Source organism: Paraburkholderia sediminicola, assembly GCF_046027355.1.
Classification (GTDB): Bacteria; Pseudomonadota; Gammaproteobacteria; order Burkholderiales; family Burkholderiaceae; genus Paraburkholderia; species Paraburkholderia sediminicola_B.
Genome location: NZ_JAQQEK010000040.1, coordinates 1 through 22,195, shown reverse-complemented (window position 1 = coordinate 22,195; position 22,195 = coordinate 1). Strand labels below are relative to the sequence as shown.

At 63.1% G+C, this 22,195-nt stretch carries 21 protein-coding genes; 11 read left to right on the top strand and 10 right to left on the bottom strand.

Annotation, left to right across the window (positions count from 1 at the left end):
* Position 1 precedes the first annotated feature (1 nt).
* From PQR42_RS39245 to PQR42_RS39220, 6 genes are all read left to right on the top strand, one after another.
* Positions 2 to 316: a PP0621 family protein gene (locus PQR42_RS39245; RefSeq protein WP_408391273.1), complete on the top strand. Its 315-nt coding sequence runs from the start codon at positions 2 to 4 to the stop codon at positions 314 to 316.
* A complete protein-coding gene (gene ampD, locus PQR42_RS39240) occupies positions 313 to 909 on the top strand; it encodes a 1,6-anhydro-N-acetylmuramyl-L-alanine amidase AmpD (protein ID WP_408391276.1) in 597 nt (198 codons plus the stop codon). The genes PQR42_RS39245 and ampD overlap by 4 nt, the downstream gene beginning before the upstream one ends.
* 542 nt (positions 910 to 1,451) lie before the next feature.
* Complete coding sequence (locus PQR42_RS39235; RefSeq protein ID WP_408391279.1) at positions 1,452 to 4,448, top strand: ribonucleoside-diphosphate reductase subunit alpha; 2,997 nt, start codon at positions 1,452 to 1,454, stop codon at positions 4,446 to 4,448.
* Between the two features lie 683 nt (positions 4,449 to 5,131).
* Entirely contained in the window at positions 5,132 to 6,367 is a 1,236-nt protein-coding gene (locus tag PQR42_RS39230; protein ID WP_310813870.1) for a ribonucleotide-diphosphate reductase subunit beta, read from the top strand.
* Positions 6,368 to 6,453: 86 nt separating this feature from the next.
* Positions 6,454 to 6,780 carry a hypothetical protein gene (locus tag PQR42_RS39225; protein ID WP_408216369.1) on the top strand — a complete coding sequence of 109 codons (327 nt, stop codon included), beginning with the start codon at positions 6,454 to 6,456 and terminating at the stop codon, positions 6,778 to 6,780.
* Positions 6,781 to 6,810: 30 nt separating this feature from the next.
* A complete protein-coding gene (locus PQR42_RS39220) occupies positions 6,811 to 7,428 on the top strand; it encodes a histone H1-like DNA-binding protein (RefSeq protein ID WP_012434386.1) in 618 nt (205 codons plus the stop codon).
* Between the two features lie 237 nt (positions 7,429 to 7,665).
* On the opposite strand, the gene PQR42_RS39215 is transcribed toward PQR42_RS39220, so the two are convergent.
* From PQR42_RS39215 to PQR42_RS39170, 10 genes are all read right to left on the bottom strand, one after another.
* On the bottom strand, positions 7,666 to 8,142 hold the full coding sequence (locus tag PQR42_RS39215; RefSeq protein WP_408216367.1) for an outer membrane lipoprotein: 477 nt from the start codon (positions 8,140 to 8,142) through the stop codon (positions 7,666 to 7,668).
* 26 nt (positions 8,143 to 8,168) lie between these two features.
* Complete coding sequence (locus PQR42_RS39210; RefSeq protein WP_408216364.1) at positions 8,169 to 9,107, bottom strand: carbohydrate kinase family protein; 939 nt, start codon at positions 9,105 to 9,107, stop codon at positions 8,169 to 8,171.
* A 94-nt stretch (positions 9,108 to 9,201) separates the two neighbouring features.
* Entirely contained in the window at positions 9,202 to 9,702 is a 501-nt protein-coding gene (tpx, locus tag PQR42_RS39205) for a thiol peroxidase (RefSeq protein WP_408391282.1), read from the bottom strand.
* 73 nt (positions 9,703 to 9,775) lie between these two features.
* The gene (locus PQR42_RS39200; protein ID WP_408391284.1) at positions 9,776 to 11,044 is read right to left on the bottom strand and encodes a zinc-ribbon and DUF3426 domain-containing protein; all 1,269 of its coding nucleotides are present in this window, start codon (positions 11,042 to 11,044) and stop codon (positions 9,776 to 9,778) included.
* 48 nt (positions 11,045 to 11,092) lie between these two features.
* On the bottom strand, positions 11,093 to 11,995 hold the full coding sequence (prmA, locus tag PQR42_RS39195; protein WP_408216359.1) for a 50S ribosomal protein L11 methyltransferase: 903 nt from the start codon (positions 11,993 to 11,995) through the stop codon (positions 11,093 to 11,095).
* Between the two features lie 3 nt (positions 11,996 to 11,998).
* A complete protein-coding gene (gene accC, locus PQR42_RS39190) occupies positions 11,999 to 13,366 on the bottom strand; it encodes an acetyl-CoA carboxylase biotin carboxylase subunit (RefSeq protein ID WP_408216356.1) in 1,368 nt (455 codons plus the stop codon).
* A 117-nt stretch (positions 13,367 to 13,483) separates the two neighbouring features.
* On the bottom strand, positions 13,484 to 13,954 hold the full coding sequence (accB, locus tag PQR42_RS39185; protein ID WP_408216353.1) for an acetyl-CoA carboxylase biotin carboxyl carrier protein: 471 nt from the start codon (positions 13,952 to 13,954) through the stop codon (positions 13,484 to 13,486).
* Between the two features lie 68 nt (positions 13,955 to 14,022).
* Positions 14,023 to 14,478 carry a type II 3-dehydroquinate dehydratase gene (aroQ, locus tag PQR42_RS39180; protein ID WP_063497372.1) on the bottom strand — a complete coding sequence of 152 codons (456 nt, stop codon included), beginning with the start codon at positions 14,476 to 14,478 and terminating at the stop codon, positions 14,023 to 14,025.
* Between the two features lie 194 nt (positions 14,479 to 14,672).
* On the bottom strand, positions 14,673 to 15,224 hold the full coding sequence (locus PQR42_RS39175; RefSeq protein ID WP_408391286.1) for a TlpA family protein disulfide reductase: 552 nt from the start codon (positions 15,222 to 15,224) through the stop codon (positions 14,673 to 14,675).
* 10 nt (positions 15,225 to 15,234) lie between these two features.
* A complete protein-coding gene (locus PQR42_RS39170; protein WP_408391288.1) occupies positions 15,235 to 15,888 on the bottom strand; it encodes a UDP-N-acetylmuramate--alanine ligase in 654 nt (217 codons plus the stop codon).
* 276 nt (positions 15,889 to 16,164) lie between these two features.
* Here PQR42_RS39170 and mpl point away from each other — a divergent pair, with 276 nt between their 5' ends.
* From mpl to mtgA, 5 genes are all read left to right on the top strand, one after another.
* Positions 16,165 to 17,559, top strand: a complete 1,395-nt coding sequence (mpl, locus tag PQR42_RS39165; RefSeq protein WP_408233034.1) for a UDP-N-acetylmuramate:L-alanyl-gamma-D-glutamyl-meso-diaminopimelate ligase — start codon at positions 16,165 to 16,167, stop codon at positions 17,557 to 17,559.
* Complete coding sequence (locus tag PQR42_RS39160; RefSeq protein WP_408391291.1) at positions 17,556 to 18,158, top strand: YqiA/YcfP family alpha/beta fold hydrolase; 603 nt, start codon at positions 17,556 to 17,558, stop codon at positions 18,156 to 18,158. The genes mpl and PQR42_RS39160 overlap by 4 nt, the downstream gene beginning before the upstream one ends.
* A gap of 186 nt (positions 18,159 to 18,344) precedes the next feature.
* Positions 18,345 to 20,459 (top strand): ribonuclease catalytic domain-containing protein, encoded by a 2,115-nt coding sequence (locus PQR42_RS39155; protein WP_408391294.1) that lies wholly within the window; start codon positions 18,345 to 18,347, stop codon positions 20,457 to 20,459.
* The gene (gene aroE / locus PQR42_RS39150; RefSeq protein ID WP_408391297.1) at positions 20,456 to 21,319 is read left to right on the top strand and encodes a shikimate dehydrogenase; all 864 of its coding nucleotides are present in this window, start codon (positions 20,456 to 20,458) and stop codon (positions 21,317 to 21,319) included. The genes PQR42_RS39155 and aroE overlap by 4 nt, the downstream gene beginning before the upstream one ends.
* A gap of 49 nt (positions 21,320 to 21,368) precedes the next feature.
* Entirely contained in the window at positions 21,369 to 22,091 is a 723-nt protein-coding gene (gene mtgA / locus PQR42_RS39145; RefSeq protein ID WP_408391299.1) for a monofunctional biosynthetic peptidoglycan transglycosylase, read from the top strand.
* Positions 22,092 to 22,195 lie beyond the last annotated feature (104 nt).

Genomic DNA, 22,195 nt, shown 5'->3' with positions numbered 1-22,195 from the left:
CATGCGACAAATATTTCTGCTGATCCTGTTGTTCATCGTCGGCCAGTGGCTGGTGAAGGCGCTGCGTCGTCATGACGCGCAGGCGTCCCAACGCAGTGGCGCGAACGGTGCCGCGGGCGCCAAAGATGCGAACGGCCCGAACGGCGGCGCGCGCGCTTCCGCGCCGGCGCAACTCCCCGAGCCGATGATTCGTTGCGTCGAATGCGGCGTGCACGCGCCGAAGAGCGATTCCGTGGTGGTGGCCGGGCAGCCGTTCTGCAGCGCCGCGCACGCGCAGCGTCATGGCGCGCGACCCACGGGCCGCGACGCTCGATGAGCGTCGAGTTCACCGTCGATGCCGACGGTTGGGTCGCCGCCGCACGCAAACTGCCATCGCCGAATTTCGAAGCGCGGCCCGAAGGGGCTGTGCCGACGCTGATCGTGGTTCACAACATCAGCTTGCCGCCCAACGAATTCGGTGGCACCGCGATCGCCGACCTGTTCCTCAACACGCTCGATTGCGACGCCCACCCGTACTACGATTCGCACCTGCGCGGCGTGCGGGTGTCGGCGCATTTCGTGATCCATCGCGACGGCGCGCTCGAGCAATTCGTGTCGTGCAACGAACGCGCGTGGCACGCCGGGCCGTCGGATTTTTTCGGCCGCGAGCGCTGCAATGATTTCTCGATCGGCATCGAGTTGGAGGGCAGCGACACCACGCCCTTCGAAGCGGCTCAATACCGCACGCTCAGTACCTTGGTGAGCGCGCTCAAGGCTCGCTATCCGGTCAAAGCGCTCGCTGGTCACTCGGACATCGCCCCCGGTCGCAAGACCGATCCAGGGCCGCATTTCGAGTGGTCGCGTCTGCAGCGCGACACGTCGCTCGACGCTCAGTATTTCCCCTATCTCAAGTTTTCCAAAACGCCGTAACGGCCCTTCGCGCAACTTCGCGTGATGCGAGGAGAACAAGGCGCTGCCTTGTTCTCCGGGGAGTCGGCTGCGCGCCGCGCTAAGCAAAAGTCAAGACTTCGAAAGCAAATAAAACGATTTGACCTGTCTCGATTCTCCACTATACTTGGTGCCACAAATCCAGTTTTGCACTATATCTTGTGTTGTGCTGTGCATAACCATGTGAATAACCAAGTGCACAACTGGGTGAATAAGTCAGCGGCGTCCGCTCTCCGAGCATGGCGCCGCAAGCATTTCAGGCAGCGAAAAAAATATTCCTGTGGCGCGGCCGGAGAGACCACCGGCGGCATTCAGAAGCATTCAGGAAAGGGGTTTGGCAAGTGATCGCGACACACACGATGAAGACCGTTATCAATTCGAACCAGGCTTCATCGCAGTCGCAGCCCGCCAACCGGCTCAGCCGGTCCCCTTCCTGCACCCCATCGCATGCGCACGCGGCGGCGCAGCGTTCGTTTTAATCCGCGGATTTTCCCGCAACATTTCCAGGACCAGGAGCTTTGCACATGCAAACCACCGACAACGTGACGACCCGGTATGAGGGCTCACCGACTGGCCAGGCCTTCGGCCAGGCACAAGGCGCACAAGCGCTCGCGCCGCAAGCGACCTACGCCGACTACAAGGTGATCCGTCGTAATGGCAGCGTCGTGTCGTTCGAACCGTCGAAAATCGCCATCGCCGTGACGAAGGCATTTCTGGCCGTGAACGGTGGTCAAGGCGCCGCCTCGGCGCGTGTGCGCGAACTGGTCGAGCAACTCACGCAGAACGTGGTGCGCGCACTCGTGCGCAGCCGCCCGAACGGCGGCACGTTCCATATCGAAGACATTCAGGATCAGGTCGAACTCGCGCTGATGCGCGGCGGCGAACACAACGTCGCGCGTGCGTACGTGCTGTATCGCGAGAAGCGCACGCAGGCGCGCGGTCATGACGACCAGATCGTGGCGAACACGCCGGGTCTGAACGTGACCGACAACGGCGTCACGCGTCCGCTGGACATGGCTGCGCTGCGCGGCATCATCGAACTGGCTTGCTCGAACCTGGGCGACGCCGTGAGCGCTGATCCGATCATCGCGGAGACGGTCAAGAATCTGTACGACGGCGTGCCGATGAGCCAGGTCTACGACTCGGCGATCCTGGCTGCCCGCACGATGATCGAAAAGGACCCGGCTTATAGCCAGGTCACCGCGCGCATCCTGCTGCACACCATCCGCCGCGAGATCCTCGAAGAGGAAGTCACGCAAACGGAAATGGGCGAGCGTTACGCCGAGTATTTCCCGCAGTTCATCAAGCGCGGCGTGCAAGCCGAGCTGCTCGACGACAAGCTGCTGCAGTTCGACCTGAAGCGCCTCGGCGCCGCGCTCGACAACAACCGCGACCTGCAATTCGGCTACCTCGGTCTGCAGACTCTGTATGACCGTTACTTCCTGCATCACGACGGCGTGCGCATCGAAATGCCGCAGGCATTCTTTATGCGTGTCGCGATGGGTCTGTCGCTGAACGAGATCGACCGTGAAGCGCGCGCGATCGAGTTTTACAAGGTGCTGTCGAGCTTCGACTTCATGTCGTCCACGCCCACGCTGTTCAACTCGGGCACGCGCCGCTCGCAACTGTCGTCGTGCTACCTGACGACGGTCGACGACGACCTCGATGGTATCTACGAAGCGCTGAAGGAAAACGCGCTGCTGTCGAAGTTCGCCGGCGGTCTGGGCAACGACTGGACGCGCGTGCGCGCGCTCGGTTCGCACATCAAGGGCACCAATGGCAAGTCGCAAGGGGTGGTGCCGTTCCTGAAGGTCGTCAACGACACGGCGGTCGCCGTGAACCAGGGCGGCAAGCGCAAGGGCGCGGTGTGCGCGTACCTGGAATCGTGGCACCTGGACATCGAGGAATTCCTCGAACTGCGTAAGAACACCGGCGACGACCGCCGTCGTACCCACGACATGAACACGGCGAACTGGATTCCCGACCTGTTCATGAAGCGCGTGATGGAAGGCGGCGACTGGACGCTGTTCTCGCCGTCCACCTGCCCGGACCTGCACGACAAGTTCGGCGCCGAGTTCGAAACGGCTTACACGGCTTACGAAGACAAAGTCGCGCGCGGCGAGATCAAGCTGTTCAAGAAGATCCCGGCGGCGCAACTGTGGCGCAAGATGCTGGGCATGCTGTTCGAAACCGGCCACCCGTGGATCACGTTCAAGGATCCGTGCAATGTGCGCTCGCCGCAACAGCACGTCGGCGTCGTCCACTCGTCGAACCTGTGCACGGAAATCACGCTGAACACCAGCGACGCCGAAATCGCCGTCTGCAATCTGGGCTCGGTGAACCTCGTCGCTCACCTGAAGGAACAGGCCGACGGCACCCTGGTGCTCGACCACGACAAGTTGAAGCGCACCGTCAGCGTGGCCATGCGCATGCTCGACAACGTGATCGACATCAACTACTACGCGGTCGCCAAGGCGCGTAACTCGAACCTGAAGCACCGTCCGGTGGGCATGGGCATCATGGGCTTCCAGGACTGCCTGCACCTGCTGCGCACGCCGTACGCGTCGGAAGAGGCAGTCAAGTTCGCCGACACGTCGATGGAAGCGGTCTGCTACTACGCTTACTACGCGTCGACGGAACTGGCGCAAGAACGCGGCCGTTACTCCAGCTACCGCGGCTCGCTGTGGGATCGCGGCATCCTGCCGCAAGACTCGGTGAAGCTGCTGGCGGAAGCGCGCGGCGGTTACGTGGAAGTCGATTCGAGCGAGTCGATGGACTGGACCGAACTGCGTTCGCGCATCGCCACCTACGGCATGCGCAACTCGAACTGCGTCGCGATCGCGCCGACGGCGACGATCTCGAACATCATCGGCGTGTCGGCTTGCATCGAACCGACCTTCCAGAATCTGTATGTGAAGTCGAATCTGTCGGGCGAATTCACGGTGGTCAACGACTACCTGGTGCGCGACCTGAAGGCGCGCGGCCTGTGGGACGAAGTGATGGTCGCCGACCTGAAGTACTTCGACGGCACGCTCTCGCGCATCGACCGCATCCCGGCCGACCTGCGCGCGATCTACGCCACGGCGTTCGAAGTCGATCCGAAGTGGCTGGTCGAAGCGGCATCGCGTCGTCAGAAGTGGATCGACCAGGCGCAGTCGCTGAACATTTACATGGGCGGCGCGTCGGGTAAGAAGCTCGACGAGATCTACAAGCTCGCCTGGGTGCGCGGTCTGAAGACGACCTACTACCTCCGCACGATGGCGGCGACCCACGTCGAGAAGTCGACGGTGGCGCACGGCGCGCTGAATGCGGTGAGCTCGGGCGGCGGCGAAGGTTCGGGCGGCGCTGCGGGTGGCGCGGCTGGCGGCTTCGGCGCGAGCGGCAACACGGCTTCGGGTGGCATTCAGGCGGCAGCGGCAGCGCCGGCAGTCGCGGTTGAAGCAGCGCCGGAAGCGGATGGTCCGGTGTGCATGATGCGTCCGGGCGACCCTGGCTTCGACGAATGCGAGGCTTGCCAGTAAGTAGTCGGCAAGCAGCAGGATCGCTGCTTGCTGACGAGTCGTAGGTAATGACCCGCATGCAGCGAGCAGCGAAGCTGAGGCAAGTGAAGTAGAAGTGAAGTCGATGAGCGGCGCGGCGAGTGAAATACGAAGCGCGCCGTTCATCGCAACGCAGCGAAGCAGGGCAGGTCACTGAAGTCTTGAAGCGGTCATCGTGACCCGGTCAATCAGCAGTCAGCAGTCGGCAGCACCAGACGAAGCGCGCGACACAGTGCGCGCAGCAAACGCTTCGATCGATGGGTCGATCAACGCAGCCGGCCCGATGCATCGCTCGACATTGCATTGAACTTCACCTCGCCAGCACTGACGAACAGGCAAATGCGAGGCAAATGCGAGGCAAGCGCGGACCACCGCGACGAGCAACGCGAGGCAGCAGTCAGCAGTCGCAAGACGCTACAAGCACGCTCCGCAATACAGATAGATAGAGCAGCGAAACGTCGCATCGACACGTTGCTCTTCGAGCTCGCGAAGCACCTCGACGACACACGTTCAACACGCTTCACATGAGGTGACGCACACACTCTGTTGAACAAAGTGTTGTATGAACGTAGCAACGCGAATCGAAAACAGGATTTTTCATCAGCGAACTCTTTTATCGCTCGTGAAAAGATGGTACAAACCGTTCTAAATTGATGGTGACATTTATGCTCAACTGGGATGACGAGATCACTGCCGTAACTCCCTCGAGCGCTACGCAACAGAATGTGTTGCGCAACGCTGCGGGATCGGCTGTCGGTTCGCAAGTCGGAACGCGTTCCGCTCCTCATGCTCCCTCGGCTCAAGACGTCTTCGCGAACGACATTGCTGTCGCTCCCGTCGCTCATGTGACCAACGCTGCTGCTGAAACGGCTGCCGTTTCGGAAGCGCGGGTCAACGTCGCCGACAAGCGCATCATCAACGGCCAGACCGACGTCAATCAGTTGGTGCCGTTCAAATACAAGTGGGCTTGGGAAAAGTATCTGGCTGGTTGCGCCAACCACTGGATGCCGCAAGAAGTGAACATGTCGCGTGACATCGCCCTCTGGAAAGACCCGAACGGTCTGACCGAAGACGAGCGCCGCATCGTCAAGCGCAACCTGGGCTTCTTCGTGACGGCCGATTCCCTCGCCGCCAACAACATCGTGCTGGGCACCTACCGCCACATCACGGCGCCCGAATGCCGTCAGTTCCTGCTGCGCCAGGCGTTCGAAGAGGCGATCCACACGCACGCCTACCAGTACATCGTCGAGTCCCTGGGCCTCGACGAAGGCGAAATCTTCAACGCGTATCACGAGGTTTCCTCGATCCGCGCGAAAGACGAATTCCTGATTCCGTACATCCACGTGCTGACCGATCCGGCCTTCAAGACCGGCACGCTCGAGGCAGACCAGACGCTGCTGCGCTCGCTGATCGTGTTCGCCTGTGTGATGGAGGGGCTGTTCTTCTACGTCGGCTTTACCCAAATCCTGGCGCTGGGTCGCCAGAACAAGATGACCGGCGCGGCGGAACAGTACCAGTACATCCTGCGCGACGAGTCGATGCACTGCAACTTCGGCATCGACCTGATCAACCAGATCAAACTCGAAAACCCGCAACTCTGGACGGCTGAGTTCCGCGCGGAAATCCGCGAGATCTTCCAGCAAGCGGTCGAACTTGAATATCGTTACGCAGAAGACACGATGCCGCGCGGGGTGCTCGGCCTCAACGCGTCGATGTTCAAGAGCTATCTGCGCTTCATCTGCAACCGCCGTTGCCAGCAGATCGGTCTCGATCCGCTGTACCCGAACGAGGAAAACCCGTTCCCGTGGATGAGCGAGATGATCGACCTGAAGAAGGAACGCAACTTCTTCGAGACGCGAGTGATCGAATATCAGACTGGCGGCGCGCTGACCTGGGAGTGATCCGGGTTCGTGCTGCAGATGCATTCATCGATGGGGATGCCGTCGGCTTGGGCCGCGGCAATTTTGGCTAGGAGCAGAACCGCCTGATGCAAAGCATGCCCGGTGCGCCGCGTGCCTTCGCGGCCCACAACTATGACAGGCACTTTGCGAACCCTTCATTGGGATGGGCAAACTTCCCCCCGGAAAAAGCCGCTGGCGTCATTGCCGGCGGCTCGATCAAGCAATTGCCGGCGTTGAGCTTTCACGCCGAACAGATCTGGCGCGCGGTGCCTTTTGGCACGGCGCGCCTTACCGCATTCATTAGCGTAAGCGCGCAGCACCTGCGTACGCCGATGAATAGCCCGCTTCGTAGCGCGCGCCCTGAGAAGCGTCCGCGGGAAGCGGGTTTTGACGAAGGGTGTAGTTTGAACTGACTCTCATCTGAAAACCTGAAGGAGAAAATGATGGCAACTGCAAAAAAAGCCGCCGCTAAGAAACCCGCAGCCAAGAAGGTCGCAGCAAAGAAGGCTGCTCCGGCCAAGAAGGCTGCTCCGGCAAAGAAAGTCGCTGCCAAGAAAGTGGCAGTGAAGAAGGTTGCAGCGAAGAAGGCAGCACCGGCTAAGAAGGTTGCAGCGAAGAAAGCTGCGCCGGCCAAGAAGGCTGCAGCCAAGAAAGTCGCAGTGAAGAAGGTTGCGGCGAAGAAGGCTGCACCGGCTAAGAAAGCCGCTGTGAAGAAGGTTGCAGCAAAGAAGGCAGCACCGGCCAAGAAGGCTGCAGCGAAGAAGGCTGCACCGGCTAAGAAGGCTGCTGCCAAGAAGGCTGCGCCTGCGAAAAAGGCTGCTGCGAAAAAGGCTGCGCCCGCGAAAAAGGCTGCCGCTAAAAAGGCTGCGCCTGCCAAGAAGGCTGCCGCGAAGAAGGCCGCTGCTCCTGCCAAGAAGGCTGCCCCTGCGAAGAAGGCTGTCGCCAAGAAGGCGGCTCCCGCACCCGCTGCGACTTCTGTCTCGAGCGCACCGGCGGCGACGGTGAAGACCGCGCTGAACCCGGCAGCGGCATGGCCGTTCCCGACGGGCAGCCGTCCGTAAGTTGGACGACAAGCAGTAGAAGCACTTCGACACGTCGCATGATGTGTCCGATGATCGAGTAGCGCTTAGGTCGTTTGCTGAGCGCTACTCGGTCAGGGTCCCGTTGCCGGTTTCCGGCGACGGGATTTTTTTCGCCCGGCGAGAAACTTGCAGGCGAAAAAAAACGCATGCACAGGGGAGGGCATGCGTGTGAGGTCGTCGCGGCGGCAGAAAGCCTCGCCGCGCGAGAGGGGAAACTTAGTGCGTGACGCGCGTGACGCCGCCGCTGGAGAGCAGCCGCACGCGCTCGCCGGCGCGGAAGATCTCGCCGGTGGCGCTTTGCGTGATGGCGCGCATGTCGCCGTTATCGAGCCGCACGGTGATCTCGAGACCGTCGCGCACGGCGACGCCGTTTTCGATCGAGTTGCCGGCCACCGCGCCCGCCAGACCGCCGATAATGCCGGTGATGATCGAGCCGGTGCCACCGCCGATCGTGCTGCCGGCTACCGCGCCCAAGGCGCCGCCGCCGATCGCGCCGATTCCGCTCGGCTGGCCGTTGTTCGAACTGATCTTCACTGCGCGCACGCTGTCGACCGTGCCCAGGCGAACCGTTTCTTCACGCTGTGCCTGCGACGCCGTGTACACGTCCGCGGAACTGCTGTTGTACGCACACCCTGACATGGCCAGCGAACCGGCAATCAAGGCGGCCACCACCAGGCGACTCGTTGTTCTCATTCCCTAAACTCCAATAGCTCTCGGTATTACGGCAGGTCGTATCCGAACGCCTGCTTGAACCGCTCGTTGATCTCGGCCCGGCTGGGCGCATAGTTTTGCGGGCCCTGGTGTTCGATCTTCAGCGCGCCCATCAGGCTCGCCAGACGCCCGGTGGTGCCCCAGCCGAGCTTGTGCTCGATGCCGTACAGCAAGCCGCCGCGGAACGCGTCGCCGCACCCTGTGGGATCGAGCACTTGCTGTGCCTTGACCGCCGGAATCTCTTCGATGCCGCCCGCATGATGGATCTGCGCGCCTTGCTCGCCGAGCGTGACGATCAGCGCCTCGACCTTGCCGGCGATCTCTTCGATCGACCAACCCGTTTTATTGCTCACCAGTTTGGCTTCGTAATCATTGACCGCTACATAAGTGGCGAGTTCAATCATGCGCCGCAGCGACGCGCCGTCGAAGAGCGGCAAGCCTTGGCCCGGATCGAAGATGAACGGCACGCCCGCGGCCGCCAGATGCTCGGCGTGCTGGATCATGCCGTCGTAACCGTCCGGCCCGACGATGCCGAGCGTGATGCCCTTGGCCTCGTCGGCGCGATTCAGATGCGACTGCATCATCGCGCCCGGGTGGAACGCGGTGATCTGATTGTTTTCCAGATCCGTCGTGATCATCGCCTGCGCCGTATAGGCGTCCGGCACGACCAGCACGCTCTGCGTCGACAGGCCGAGTTGCTTGAACCGGTCCATGTAGAGCTGCGCGTCGACCGAGCCGAGCGTGCCCATGATGCGCGCGTCGCCGCCCAGCAGATGCAGCGAGTAGGCGATGTTGCCCGCGCAGCCGCCGAACTCGCGGCGCATGGTCGGCACGAGAAAGCTGACGTTCAGGATGTGGACCTGCTCCGGCAGGATGTGCTCCCGGAACCGGCCTTCGAAGGTCATGATGTTGTCGTAGGCGAGCGAGCCGCAAATCAGCGTAGCCAAGGCGAGCGTTCCTGTAAAAACGATAAGGAGAATGAGCGCGACGACGTGACAGCGCCGCGCATGAAGCGCGGCGCCGGGTTCGTGCGCGAAGGTGTTACTTCAGCGCGGCGAGGGCTGCGTCGTAGTTCGGTTCGTTCTTGATTTCGCCGACCAGTTCAGCGTGAACGACCTTGTCGTTCTCGTCGACGACTACCACGGCGCGTGCCGTCAGGCCGGTCAGCGGGCCGCTCGTCACGTCGACGCCGTAGGCCTGCGCGAACTCGTGGCCGCGGAACGTGGACGCCGTGACGACGTTCTCGATGCCTTCGGTCGTGCAGAAGCGCGACGCGGCGAACGGCAGGTCGCCCGACACGACGATCACGGCCGTGTTGGTCAGCTTGGCCGCGGCTTCGTTGAACTTGCGGGTCGAGGTGGCGCAGGTCGGCGTGTCGAGGCTCGGGACAATGTTCAGCACTTTGCGCTTGCCGGCGAAATCGGCGAGCGACACCGGCTTCAGATCCTTGCCGACCAGCGAGAAAGCGGGAGCGGCCTGGCCCATCGACGGGAACGTGCCGGCTACTTCGATCGGGTTGCCACCCAGCGTGACTTGACTCATGTTGTCGTGCTCCGAAAATTCGTCAGGATTGACGGTGAACGCGCCCGGCCAGCGCCAGGCGCGCGAGGATGCGCTACGGATAAAAAATCTGTACGCGGAAATTTGAAGCGACCGCATTGCCCGTGTCGAGATGCACGATCATGGTCTGGGTCGTATGCGCCGGCAGGCCGGCCGCGATCTGTGTGCCGGGCGGGACGTAGTCTTGCGGCCACAGCACGCGGCGTACCGCGACGTTGTTCTGATCGTCGAGCAGCGTGAGTTCGATGGCCGGATAGGCGAGCGCGATATTGAAGCGGTTGCGCAGCGGCATCTTCAGTTCGAGCTTGTGCGGGCCGTCGATCTGCCGCAGATCGGACGGTTCGACCTGCAACCCGTCGATGTCGTGCGGCGGCGTGACCTGGCAGCCGAGCGTCAGGCAGGCCTTCGCGTAGAGCGTCTGCGAGCGCGGGAAATACACCATCACCGTTTCGCGTTGCCACCAGGCGAGTTGCGCGAGCAGCGCGATGATCAATAGCGCCGCCACCACCGAACCGGCGATGATCCAGCCCATGCGCCGCGGTTCGGCCGGGCGGGTTTCGCGCACCACGGGGAAGGGATCGGCGCCGTCGTTGACTGGCTGCACGGAGAAGGGCTCGCCGCTGGCGGAGACCGGGCCAGTGGTGGCGGCCGGGCCGGCAGCAGCAAAGCCGGCCGCGCCTGCGCCCACAGCCGCGCCTACGCCGGCCGCGCCGAAACGCGGCTCATTGTCAGGAATGCCATACAAGGTAGCCGGTTCGTCCAGAACCGGCTCTTCGAGCGGCGCGTCGTCCATCGGCGCGTCGGAAGCGCGCTCGGTCTTGTGCCACACACGTGGCGCTTCTTCCTCGGGCGGATCGAGGTGATAGGCGAACGGATCGAGCGGCGCGTCCGCCAGCAGTGGTTCGTCGTCGGGCGGACGCGGTGCGGTGGATGCGCCGGGCGGCAGTTCGGGCTCGGTAGCGTGGCGCGGTGTGACCGCGACGCCTGCGCCGGTGGCGACCGGTGCGAGCGGCACATTGCTGGCGTTATGGCGCAGACGGTTGTCGATGGCGGCGTCGGGTGCCGCCGCCCACGGATCCCATGCTTCGGCGCTGAAGTCGGGGCCCTTGGGGCGCACGCCCGAGAGCGCCTCGATCGCGGCGGCAGCGGCGACCGGTTTGGCGGTGGAAAAGTCACCGCCTTCACTGATGTCGAACAGGCTGCTCGACGCGTCGAATACTTCGTGGCAATGCCCGCAGCGCACCAGGCCGCGGCGCAGCGCAAGTTGTTCCGTTTGCAGGCGGAAGACGGTTTCGCAGAAGGGGCAACGTGTTGCCAGGAGCATATTGAGCCGATAAGCCGGAAGGCCGTTGGTTGGACAATACGCCTTATTCTAATGGCTTTCGCGACGCGTTCCCGACAGACATACCCAACCCTCGTGTTCGCGCCATACGCTGATGTCGATCCACCGTGAGTAGACCTGCGCGACTTCGTCCGCTTGCCGCGCCAGAATGCCGGACAGCGCGATCTTGCCACCCGGTTTGACCTTCGAGGAGAGCATCGAGGCCATCAGCTTGAGCGGGTTGGACAGGATATTGGCGACCACGATATCGAACTCGCCGGTGGGGCATTCGTCGGGCAAATCGTAGGTGACTTCCGCGCGATTGCGCTCGCTGTTGTGACGTGCCGATTCGACCGCTTGCGGATCGATGTCGATGCCGTACACCGGATTCGCACCGCACTTTTTCGCGAGGATCGCGAGAATGCCGGAGCCGCAGCCGTAGTCGAGAACCGATTGCTCGGGCTGCACCGACTGCTCCAGCCATTCCATGCAAAGCCGCGTGGTGGGATGGCTGCCGGTGCCGAAGGCGAGTCCCGGATCCAGTTCCAGCACCAGTGCTTCGGGGTCCGGCGCATCGTGCCATGACGGCACGACCCAGATGCGCTCGCCGATCTTGATCGGATCGAACTGCGACTGCGTGAGCCGCACCCAATCCTGATCCTCGACTTCACGCACGGTGAACGACGGCGCCGCCTCCAACCCGATTTCATTGGCCGCGGCGGTAAGCAGTACCGCCGGCTCGTGTTCCGGCGCGAGCAGCGCGATCACGCGCGAACGCTGCCACGCCGTGCGATCCGGCGTGAGACCGGGCTCGCCGAACAGCGGCTGCTCGTCGGGCGTGTCGGCGTCCGCATCTTCGACCGACACGGACAACGCACCCAACTCGAGCAGCGCGTCGGAAAATTCCTCCGCGTGCTCGCGTGCCAGCTCGGCGATCAGTTCCCGGTAGCTCATGAGTTACGCTTCTTCCGGCGCGGCCTGCAGCTTCGCGGCCAACCGGTTTTCGAGGTAATGAATGCTGGTGCCGCCTTCGACGAATTTCGCGTCCAGCATCAGTTCGCGGTGCAACGGGATGTTGGTCTGAATGCCTTCCACCACCATCTCCGACAACGCGATGCGCATGCGCTTGATCGCCTGTTCGCGCGTGGCGCCGTAAGCGATCAGCTTGCCGATCATCGAATCATAGTTCGGCGGCACGAAATAGCCATTGTAGGCGTGCGAGTCGACGCGGATGCCGGGGCCGCCCGGCATGTGCCACGACGTCAAACGTCCCGGCGACGGAATGAACTTGAACGGATCTTCAGCGTTGATCCGGCATTCGATCGCGTGACCCTTGAACACGATGTCGCGTTGACGGAAGGCGAGCTTTTCGCCGGCCGCAATGCGAATCTGTTCCTGCACGATGTCGACGCCCGTGATCAGCTCCGTCACCGGATGTTCGACCTGCACGCGCGTGTTCATTTCGATGAAGTAGAACTCGCCGTTTTCGTACAGGAACTCGAACGTGCCCGCGCCCAGATAGCCCATCTTCTTGCAGGCGTCCGCGCAACGATCGCCGATGCGGTCGATCAGACGGCGCGCGATACCCGGCGCCGGCGCTTCTTCGATCACTTTCTGGTGACGGCGCTGCATCGAGCAATCACGCTCGCCCAGCCAGACCGCGTTCTTGAACGAATCGGCCAGTATCTGAATTTCGATGTGCCGCGGGTTCTCCAGGAATTTCTCCATGTAGACCTGCGGGTTGCCGAACGCACGGCCGGCTTCTTCGCGCGTCATGTTGACCGCGTTGACCAGCGCCGCTTCCGTGTGCACCACGCGCATGCCACGGCCACCGCCGCCGCCGGCGGCCTTGATGATGACCGGATAGCCGACCTGACGGGCAATCTTCACGATCTCTTTCGGATCTTCCGGCAACGCGCCTTCCGAACCCGGCACGCAAGGCACGCCGGTTTTGATCATGGTCTGCTTGGCCGTGACCTTGTCGCCCATCATCCGGATCGTTTCCGGGCGCGGGCCGATGAAGGTGAAGCCGGACTGTTCGACACGTTCGGCGAAGTCGGCGTTTTCCGAGAGGAAGCCGTAGCCGGGGTGAATCGCTTCGGCGTCGGTGACTTCCGCCGCGCTGATCAGCGCGGGCATGTTCAGATAGCTCAGGTTCGAAGGCGCCGGGCCGATACAGACGGCCTCGTCGGCGAGCTTCACGTACTTGGCTTCCTTGTCGGCTTCGGAATAAACGACGACCGTCTTGACGCCGAGTTCGCGGCAGGCGCGCTGGATACGAAGCGCGATCTCGCCACGATTGGCAATGAGGATTTTTTCAAACATAGCGGGTTTTCGACTCATCAATGGGCGCCGGGTTGATCACAACGCCGGCTGCCTCAGAGGATCGGTCGCGCGCCCGGGAACAACGGCGCGCGGGCGGCATGCGTAAAACGTGCCGCGTCAGCCGACCACGAACAGCGGTTGGCCGTACTCGACCGCCTGACCGTTTTCGACGAGGATTTCCTTCACCACGCCGGACTTGTCCGACTCGATTTCGTTGAGCAGCTTCATCGCTTCGATGATGCAGATCGTCTGGCCTTCCTTGACCGTGTCGCCCACCTGGACGAACGGATCGGCGCCCGGGGACGGCGCGCGGTAGAAGGTGCCGACCATCGGCGAGGTCACCACATGGCCTTGCGGCGCGACGGCGGCGGGCGTCGCCGGTGTGGCTGCCGCAGCGGCCGGCGCTTCGCTACCAATTGCCGGTGCCGGCTGCGCGTATTGCGGCGCGTACGAGGCGGACGGTTGCACGTAAACCGGCGGCGCATTCTTGACGATGCGGACCTTGCCTTCGCCCTCGGTCACTTCGAGTTCGGAAATACCGGACTCCGAGACGAGGTCGATCAGAGTTTTCAGTTTACGTAGATCCATCAGGAAGCCCCTTTAATGCGTAAAGTGCCGGCGCGTACGCAGCCGGCGCAAATTAGACGTGTTTGGAATCAGCCGCGCGACGAGCCGGCGGACAGCCGGTCGAGCGCGAATTCGAGCGCGTACAGATATCCCTTCCAGCCGAGGCCGCAAATCACGCCCTCAGCCTGGTCGGAGAAATACGAGTGATGCCGGAACGGTTCGCGACGATGCACGTTCGACAGATGAATCTCGACGAACGGGATGCCGACCCCCGCCAGTGCGTCCCGAATGGCCACGCTGGTGTGCGTGTACGCGGCGGGATTGATCAGTATGAAATCGGTTTTTTCAGTCCGCGCGGATTGGATGCGGTCTACCAGAGCGCCTTCGTGATTGCTCTGGAACGACGCGAGTTCGACGCCTGCGTCCGCTGCGCGGTCCGCCAGCGCCTGATCGATCTGCGGCAAGGTCACGCGACCGTAGACCTCGGGTTCCCGGGTGCCGAGAAGGTTGAGGTTGGGTCCGTGCAGTACCAGCAGTCGCGTCATGGTCGCTTCTTTTTCCGTGGAATTGGGCGCACTTTAGCGCTGATTAGAGAAACTTGTCTAGTTTCGCGCGCGTACTGATTGATGGCGGCGGCGTTTCGCCGCCGCGCCGGGCGCCCATCTTCTCTCAAATCCGTGCGATTTGCTCGTATTTTTCCGCGTTCGGCAGGTAATTGGGTGTCAGAAGAATGTGAAATTTAGAGCGCGTCGAGCGTCTGTTTCAGCGCCTGCGGGTCGATTTGGCCTAATTTTGTCGAGCGAATGTTGCCTTTTGCGTCGATTACGACAGTAAACGGCAGTCCGCCCGCAGTATTGCCGAAGGCGCGCGCGAGGTCAGCGCCGCCGAAGCCGGTCACGTACACCGGGTACGCCACTTTCACCTTCTGCAGGAACGCCTGAACGTTCTTCTCCGAATCCACGCCAAGTCCGACGAACTGGATGCCTTTTTTCGCGTAATCGCGCTGAAGCTGCGACAAAGCCGGCATTTCCTCGACGCAAGGCCCGCACCACGAGGCCCAGAAGTTGACGACGATCGGGTGTCCCTTAAGCAAACTTAGCGTTTGCGGCTTGCCGTCGACCGTCGTGACCGGAGCGGTCCAGAGTTGCGCGACCGCGCTTTCGTGTGAGGCTGGCTGCGAGGCGTGGGCGACTTCTTCAGCGCCGCCATTTAGCCAGTGGTTCGCCAACACACCGCCGCCCGCAGCTACAACGGCGACAAGCGCGCCCGCCAGAATCCGTCTCGTATTCATCTTGGTCAGTCTAGTTGGTTGAAGGAGCGACGTCGCTGCCGTCGAGCAGCGTCTGAACGGCCTGCAGATTCGCGCGCGCCGTGCGCCCGCGCGCATCGGCGCGTACTGCGCCGCGCAGGTCATCCGTTTCGTAGAGCGCCACGTGCACGCCGACCGGTTCAGCGTCGCGCCCTTCGTTCGTGGGACGCCACAGGAAACTGAGCGTCTCGACATAGCCGCGGCCGGCGAAATGCCGCGTTTCCGAGACGTCGTACTGGATATTCGCGTTCAGAAAGTAGATCGCGACTTCTTTCGGGTTGTCGCAGAACGCCTGAAGGTGAATATCCGAGTGTTCGCCGGCGGTGCCACCGAGCACCGCGCCCGTCAGATACGGATTGAACGGCGCGAGCCGCTCCATCCATTCGACCGCGATACGGCGCAGCCGCCGCAGCAGCACGGGCTGGCTGTCGCCCTGGAACAGCGATTGATATTCGCGGATTTCTTCTTCGATCTGGTCATTATCCGGCAGCCATTCGCCGGCAACACGGCTCTCGCCGACCACTTGCCGGGCGGCTTTGCGCTTCGCCGTGGCGTAATCCAGACCGTCTTCGGCGATCATGCGGGCAGCCGCGATGGCGATTTCCTCGCGCACGCGCTGCGGATCGAAATGAGATTTGCGGACCATCCCTCGATCATACTAGAGATTGATGACGGCCTTTCCTGGCGGGTCGCGCCGCGCGCCGGGCGAGGCGGCGGGGGCGAGCGCGCATAGGGCGATCGAAAGGCGTCGGTTACAATAGCGACCTTTGCAGACGGTCGTTTCGGCGCTCTTCTGCGCTCCCATCCCTCACAGGAAAACGCCGGGCCGCGCCCGGTTTTCTTGCCCCCTCAGGGGGCCTGGCGCGAAGCGGCAGGTTAGGGGGCCCTTCCAGGAAAAACGCCCGCGCGGCACGACAGGCTTATGCACATCCACATCCTCGGTATCTGCGGCACGTTCATGGGCGGTCTCGCGGTCCTCGCGCGCGGCGCGGGCCACACCGTGACGGGTTGCGACGCCGGCGTCTATCCGCCCATGAGCACCCAGCTCGAGGCGCAAGGCATTGGCCTGATAGAAGGTTACGACGCGGACCAGTTGAACGGCCTGAACGCGGACCTGTTCGTGATCGGCAACGTGGTCTCGCGCGGCAACCCGCTGATGGAAGCCATTCTCGACCGCGGCCTGCCGTACACCTCCGGCCCGCAATGGCTCGGCGAGCATGTGCTGAACGGCAAATGGGTGCTGGCGGTGGCCGGCACGCACGGCAAGACGACCACCAGCTCGATGCTGACCTGGCTGCTCGAAGACGCCGGACTCAATCCGGGCTTTCTGATCGGCGGCGTGCCGCTGAATTTCGGCGTGTCCGCGCGGCTGACCGATTCGAGCTTCTTCGTGATCGAAGCCGACGAGTACGACACGGCCTTCTTCGACAAGCGCTCGAAGTTCGTTCACTACCGGCCCAAGACCGCGGTTCTGAACAACCTCGAATTCGATCACGCCGACATTTTCCCGGATCTGGCCGCGATCGAAACGCAGTTCCATCATTTGATCCGCACTGTGCCGGGTATTGGCCGCGTGGTGACGAACGGCCGTGAAGACGCGCTCGAGCGCGTGCTGACGCGCGGCTGCTGGAGCGAGGTGGAGCGTTTCGGCGTGCAGGGCGGCTGGCAAACCTTGCCGGCGGAAGACGGCGTGCCGGTCGACGAGCGTTTTGCCGTTTATCACAACAGCGAGCGCGTCGGTGTGGTCGAGTGGCAGGTGCAAGGCGAGCACAACCGCATGAACGCGCTGGCCGCGATCGCCGCCGCGCGCCATGTCGGCGTGCCGCCGGCGCAGGCCGCCCGGTCGCTGGCGAGCTTTCGCAATGTCAAGCGGCGCATGGAAGTGCGCGGCAGCGTCGACGGCGTGACCGTTTACGACGACTTCGCGCATCATCCGACCGCCATCGACACGACCGTGGCCGGCCTGCGCGCCCGGGTGGGCCGCGACAACACGCGGATTCTCGCCGTGCTGGAACCGCGCTCGAACACCATGAAGCTCGGCGTGATGAAAGCGCAATTGCCGGCCAGTCTCGCCGACGCCGACCTCGTGTTCGGCTACGGCGCGCCGACCGGCCGCGATGCGCTCGGCTGGAATCTCGGCGAGGCGCTCGCGCCGCTCGGCGGCAAAGCGCAGGCTTTCGACAATCTCGACGCGCTGGTCAAAGCGGTAGTCCACGCAGCGCGCCCCGGCGATCAGATTCTGGTGATGAGCAACGGCGGCTTCGGCGGCGTGCATCAGAAACTGCTCGACGCCCTTTCCGCGCGAGGCGCTTCGTGATCCTTTATCTGCACGGGTTCCGCTCGTCTCCCAATTCGTTCAAGGCGCGCGTGCTGGCGGCACGGCTCGTCGAGCTCGGCCGCAGCGACGAATGGTGCTGTCCGATGCTGCCGGTCTCGCCGTTCGAGACGGTGGCGCTCGCCGAATCGCTGGTGGCCGCCGCCCAGCCGGAAAACGTCACGCTGATCGGCAGTTCGCTTGGCGGCTATTTCGCGACCCATCTGGCGGAAAAGCATGGCTGGCCGGCGGTGTTGCTGAACCCGGCGGTCGTGCCACAGCGCGATCTGAGCGCCTATCTCGGCGAGCAGCCGTTATGGCACGGCGGCGGGAGCATCGTCGTCGAGCCGCATCATCTGGATGAACTGCGCGCGCTCGGCGTCTCGTCGATCACGCGGCCCGAACGCTATTATTTGATGGCCGCCACCGGCGACGAAGTGCTCGACTACCGCGAAATGCTCGCGCACTATCCTGGCGCACGCACTACGCTGATCGAAGGGAGTGACCATGCGATCAGCGAGTTCGCGCAATACGTCGACGACGTGCTGGCCTTTTGCGACGCGGAAGACGTCGAGCCGCCGGCGCCGCGCGAAGCCGCGTAAAGTCGCGTAAAGCCGGGCGTTCCAGCAGCGGGGCGATTGCCGCGCATCATGATTCATGCCGCCGGCGCGCGCGTATCGCGCCGCGGATCCACTACCACGAACACGTTGCCGTGCCGCGCACGCAATGACCGATCGCAAAGCAGGATCGGGCGCGCCGGCAGATGCAAGTCAGAACGAGAGTATTGAGTGAACGTTTTCTTCGAGGAATCGGGCAGTTTCAAGGCAGGCAGCGTGCTGTCGCGCCAGGGCGATGCTTTTCAGGTCGAGTTGCCGGGCGGCCGGCGCGCCAAGGTGCGCGCGAAAGATGTGCTGATCGAATTCGAAAAGCCGAGTGCGGCCGAGTTGATGCAGCAGGCCGACGCCGCCGCGCAGGAGATCGACCTAGACTTCCTGTGGGAGTGCGCGCCTGACGACGAATTCCCGTTCGCGACGCTCGGCGCCGAGTACTTCGGCGAGCGCTTCGGCTCGATCGAGCGCGCCGCGCTGGTGCTGCGCATGCACGGTTCGCCGGTGTACTTCCGCCGCAAGGGCCGCGGCATGTATCAGCGCGCGCCGCAGGAGCAATTGAAGATGGCGCTCGCCGGGCTCGAGCGCAAGCGTCAGCAGGCGCTGGTGCAGGCCGGCTATGAAGACGAGCTGAAAGCCGGCCGCCTGCCGGAAGCCTTCACCGGCAGCAAGGCGCTGGGGCTGTTGACCAAGCCGGACAAGAACACGATCGAATACAAGGCGCTCGAAGGCGCCGCGGCGGCGCGCGGTATTTCGCAGGCGCGTCTGATGCTGGAAAACGGGGCCATTCCGTCGGCGCGCGCGTTGCATGAGGCGAAATTCCTCTCTGAGTTTTTCCCGCACGGCACCGGCTTTCCGCCGGTCACCGTCGGCACCTTGCCGGAAGATCTGCCGGAAGCGGACGTGCAGGCGTTCTCGATCGACGACATCACCACCACTGAAATCGACGATGCTTTCTCCGTCGAGCATCTGGCCGACGGCCGCGTGCGGATCGGCGTGCACATCGCTGCACCGGCGCTCGGCATTCAGCGTGGCGACGAGGTCGATGCGATCGCGCGCACGCGTCTGTCGACCGTGTACATGCCGGGCGACAAGATTACGATGCTGCCGGACAGCATCGTCGAAGCGTTCACGCTGGCCGAAGGCGGCTTGCGCCCCGCGCTGTCGTTGTATGTGATCGTCAATCGCGAGACGCAGGAGATCGTCGCGAGCGAAACGCGCGCCGAGCGCGTGTTCGTGAAGAACAACCTGCGCCACAACACACTCGACGAGCTGGTGACCGAAGAGGCGCTCGCCGATGGCACCGGCGACTATCCGCATAAGGAAGACATCGCCGTGCTGTGGCCGTTCGCGCAGGCGCTGTTCGAAAAGCGCCAGGCCGCGCGCGCCGGTTACGGTCTGCGCCGCGAAGTGCAGCGCAATACCGACTTCAACTTCTATGTGGAAGGCGAGCACATCACGATCACGCCGCGTCGGCGCGGTTCGCCGCTCGACACGATCGTCGCCGAGCTGGCGATTCTCGCGAACTCGTCGTGGGGCGCGTTTCTGCACGATCATGGCGTGCCGGGCATCTATCGGACGCAGCGCGCATTCGGCGCGCCGACCGGCCCCAAGCGCACGCGCATGCAGACCAACGCCGCGCCGCACGAAGGCCTCGGTGTCACGCAGTACGCGTGGAGCACGTCGCCGCTGCGTCGTTATGTCGACCTGGTCAACCAGTGGCAGTTGATCGCCTGCGTGCAGCATGGCGTGACCGCGAAACTGGCCGCGCCGTTCAAGCCGAAAGACGCCGATCTGTTCGCCGTCGTGCAAGGTTTCGACGATACCTACACTGCGTATGCCGATCATCAGCGTCGCATGGAGTACTTCTGGTGCCTGCGCTGGCTGAAGCAGGAGAACAGGAAGCAGGTGGTGGCGTCGGTGGTGAAGGGCGATCTGGTGCGTCTGGAAGAGATTCCGTTGCTGCTGCATGTGCCGGGCCTCGGCGTGCACGCGCGCGGCACGCGTTTGCAGATGGAAGTGATGTCGATCGATGAGTTGACTGTCGAAGCGTCCGTGCGTCTCCTGCACGTGCTCGACGCGCCGACCGTAACGAGCGGCAGCGAGGCTGAAGAAGCGGACGAGGGCGAAGAAGAAATCATCGACGCCCCGGACGAGAGCGCCGAAGGCGAAGCCGAGGCGCAGGCCGAAGCCGAACTCGACGGCAACGACACGGCTGCGCAAACCGACGCCGAAAACGGCGATGGCGCTGGCGATGCCGCCACGCATCAGCACATTGCGGAGCCGGGACGATGAGCACTCAGGATTCACGCGATCGCTATGCGGTCATCGGCAACCCGGTCGGCCACAGCAAATCGCCGTTCATTCATGGACGTTTTGCCGCGCAGACCGGCGAGCCTGTGGAGTATGGCCACCTGCTCGCGCCGGTGGAAGCCTTCGTGCCGCACGTGCGGGCGTTTATCGATGCAGGCGGGCGCGGGCTGAACGTGACCGTGCCGTTCAAGCTCGACGCGCATGCGTTTGCTGACACGTTGTCGCCGCGCGCGGCGGCGGCGGGCGCGGTGAACACGTTGCGTATCGATGCGAACGGTATTTATGGCGACAACACGGATGGCTTCGGTCTGGTGCGCGACATCGAGGTAAATCTCGGCGTGTCGTTGAAGGGCGCGCGCATTTTGTTGTTGGGCGCCGGCGGCGCCGCGCGTGGCGTGGTTCTGCCGATGCTTGATCGCGCGCCGCATACGCTGACCATCGTCAATCGCACGGCGGAGAAGGCTGAGGCGCTCGTCGACCAGTTTGCGCAGGCCGCGCGCGACGCCGCGTGTCGTCTGAGCGGCGGTAGCGCGCGGGCGATCGAAGCGGGCACTTACGATGTGATCGTCAACGCGACGGCGGGGAGCCTGGACGCATCGCTCCCCGAGTGCGACGACCGCGCGTTCGGCAGCGGCACGCTCGCCTACGACATGATGTACGGCGCGCATCCGACCGTCTTCATGGAGCACGCGAGGAAGCTGGGCGCGCGTGGCGCCGATGGACTCGGCATGCTGGTCGAGCAGGCGGCTGAATCGTTTTACGTGTGGCGCGGTGTGCGGCCTGACGGTGCGCCGGTGCTGGCTGAATTGCGCGCGCTGTTGACGGCGCCGTCGCACACGTAAGGCGGCGTATTACTGTGCCGCGCCCATTGACACGAGGATTCAACGCACGATGACAGCAACGCGGCGCGTGAGCCGGCCAGGACCGGCGCGGTGGCTGTTCTATCTGGGCGCCGTGGTAGCGATTGCGTGGCTGGCGACGCAGGCGTTTTACTTCGCGCAGATCGCGGTTTGGAATTACGTCAATCCGCGGACTACCTCGTTTATGCGTTCGGATGCGCGGCGGTTGTCGCAGGATCGGCCGGATCTTTCAGTGCAGCATACGTGGGTGCCGTATGACCAGATTTCGCGGAATCTGAAGCGGGCGATCATTGCTTCTGAGGATGCGAATTTTGTTAACAACAATGGTTACGAGACCGACGCTATTTTGCAGGCATGGGAGCGGAATAAGGCTAAGGGCAAGATTGTTCGCGGCGGTTCTACTATTACTCAGCAGTTGGCGCGGAACCTGTTTTTGTCGCGGGAGAAGAGTTATATCCGGAAGGGACAGGAGCTCATCATTACCTGGATGCTTGAGACCTTGATGGATAAGGAGCGGATCTTTGAGATTTATCTCAACTCCGTTGAGTGGGGGAATGGGGTTTATGGGGCTGAGGCGGCGGCCCATTATTATTACAAGACGTCGGCGAGTAAGTTGACTGCTGCGCAGTCGGCTCGATTGGCCGTTATGCTGCCGCAGCCTAAGTATTTTGATGAGCATCGGGGGTCGGCGTATCTGGCGCAGCGGTCGCGGGTGATTGCGCGGAGGATGGGGGCGGCGGAGTTGCCGGATTGATGAGCTTTTTGCCTGCGCGGCGCTTTGGTTGTGTTCTTTGGGGTGTTGGCCTTTCCTTGAATTCTTTGTGGTCTATTAGTGTTGCCCCTGTGCGGGGCGGCACT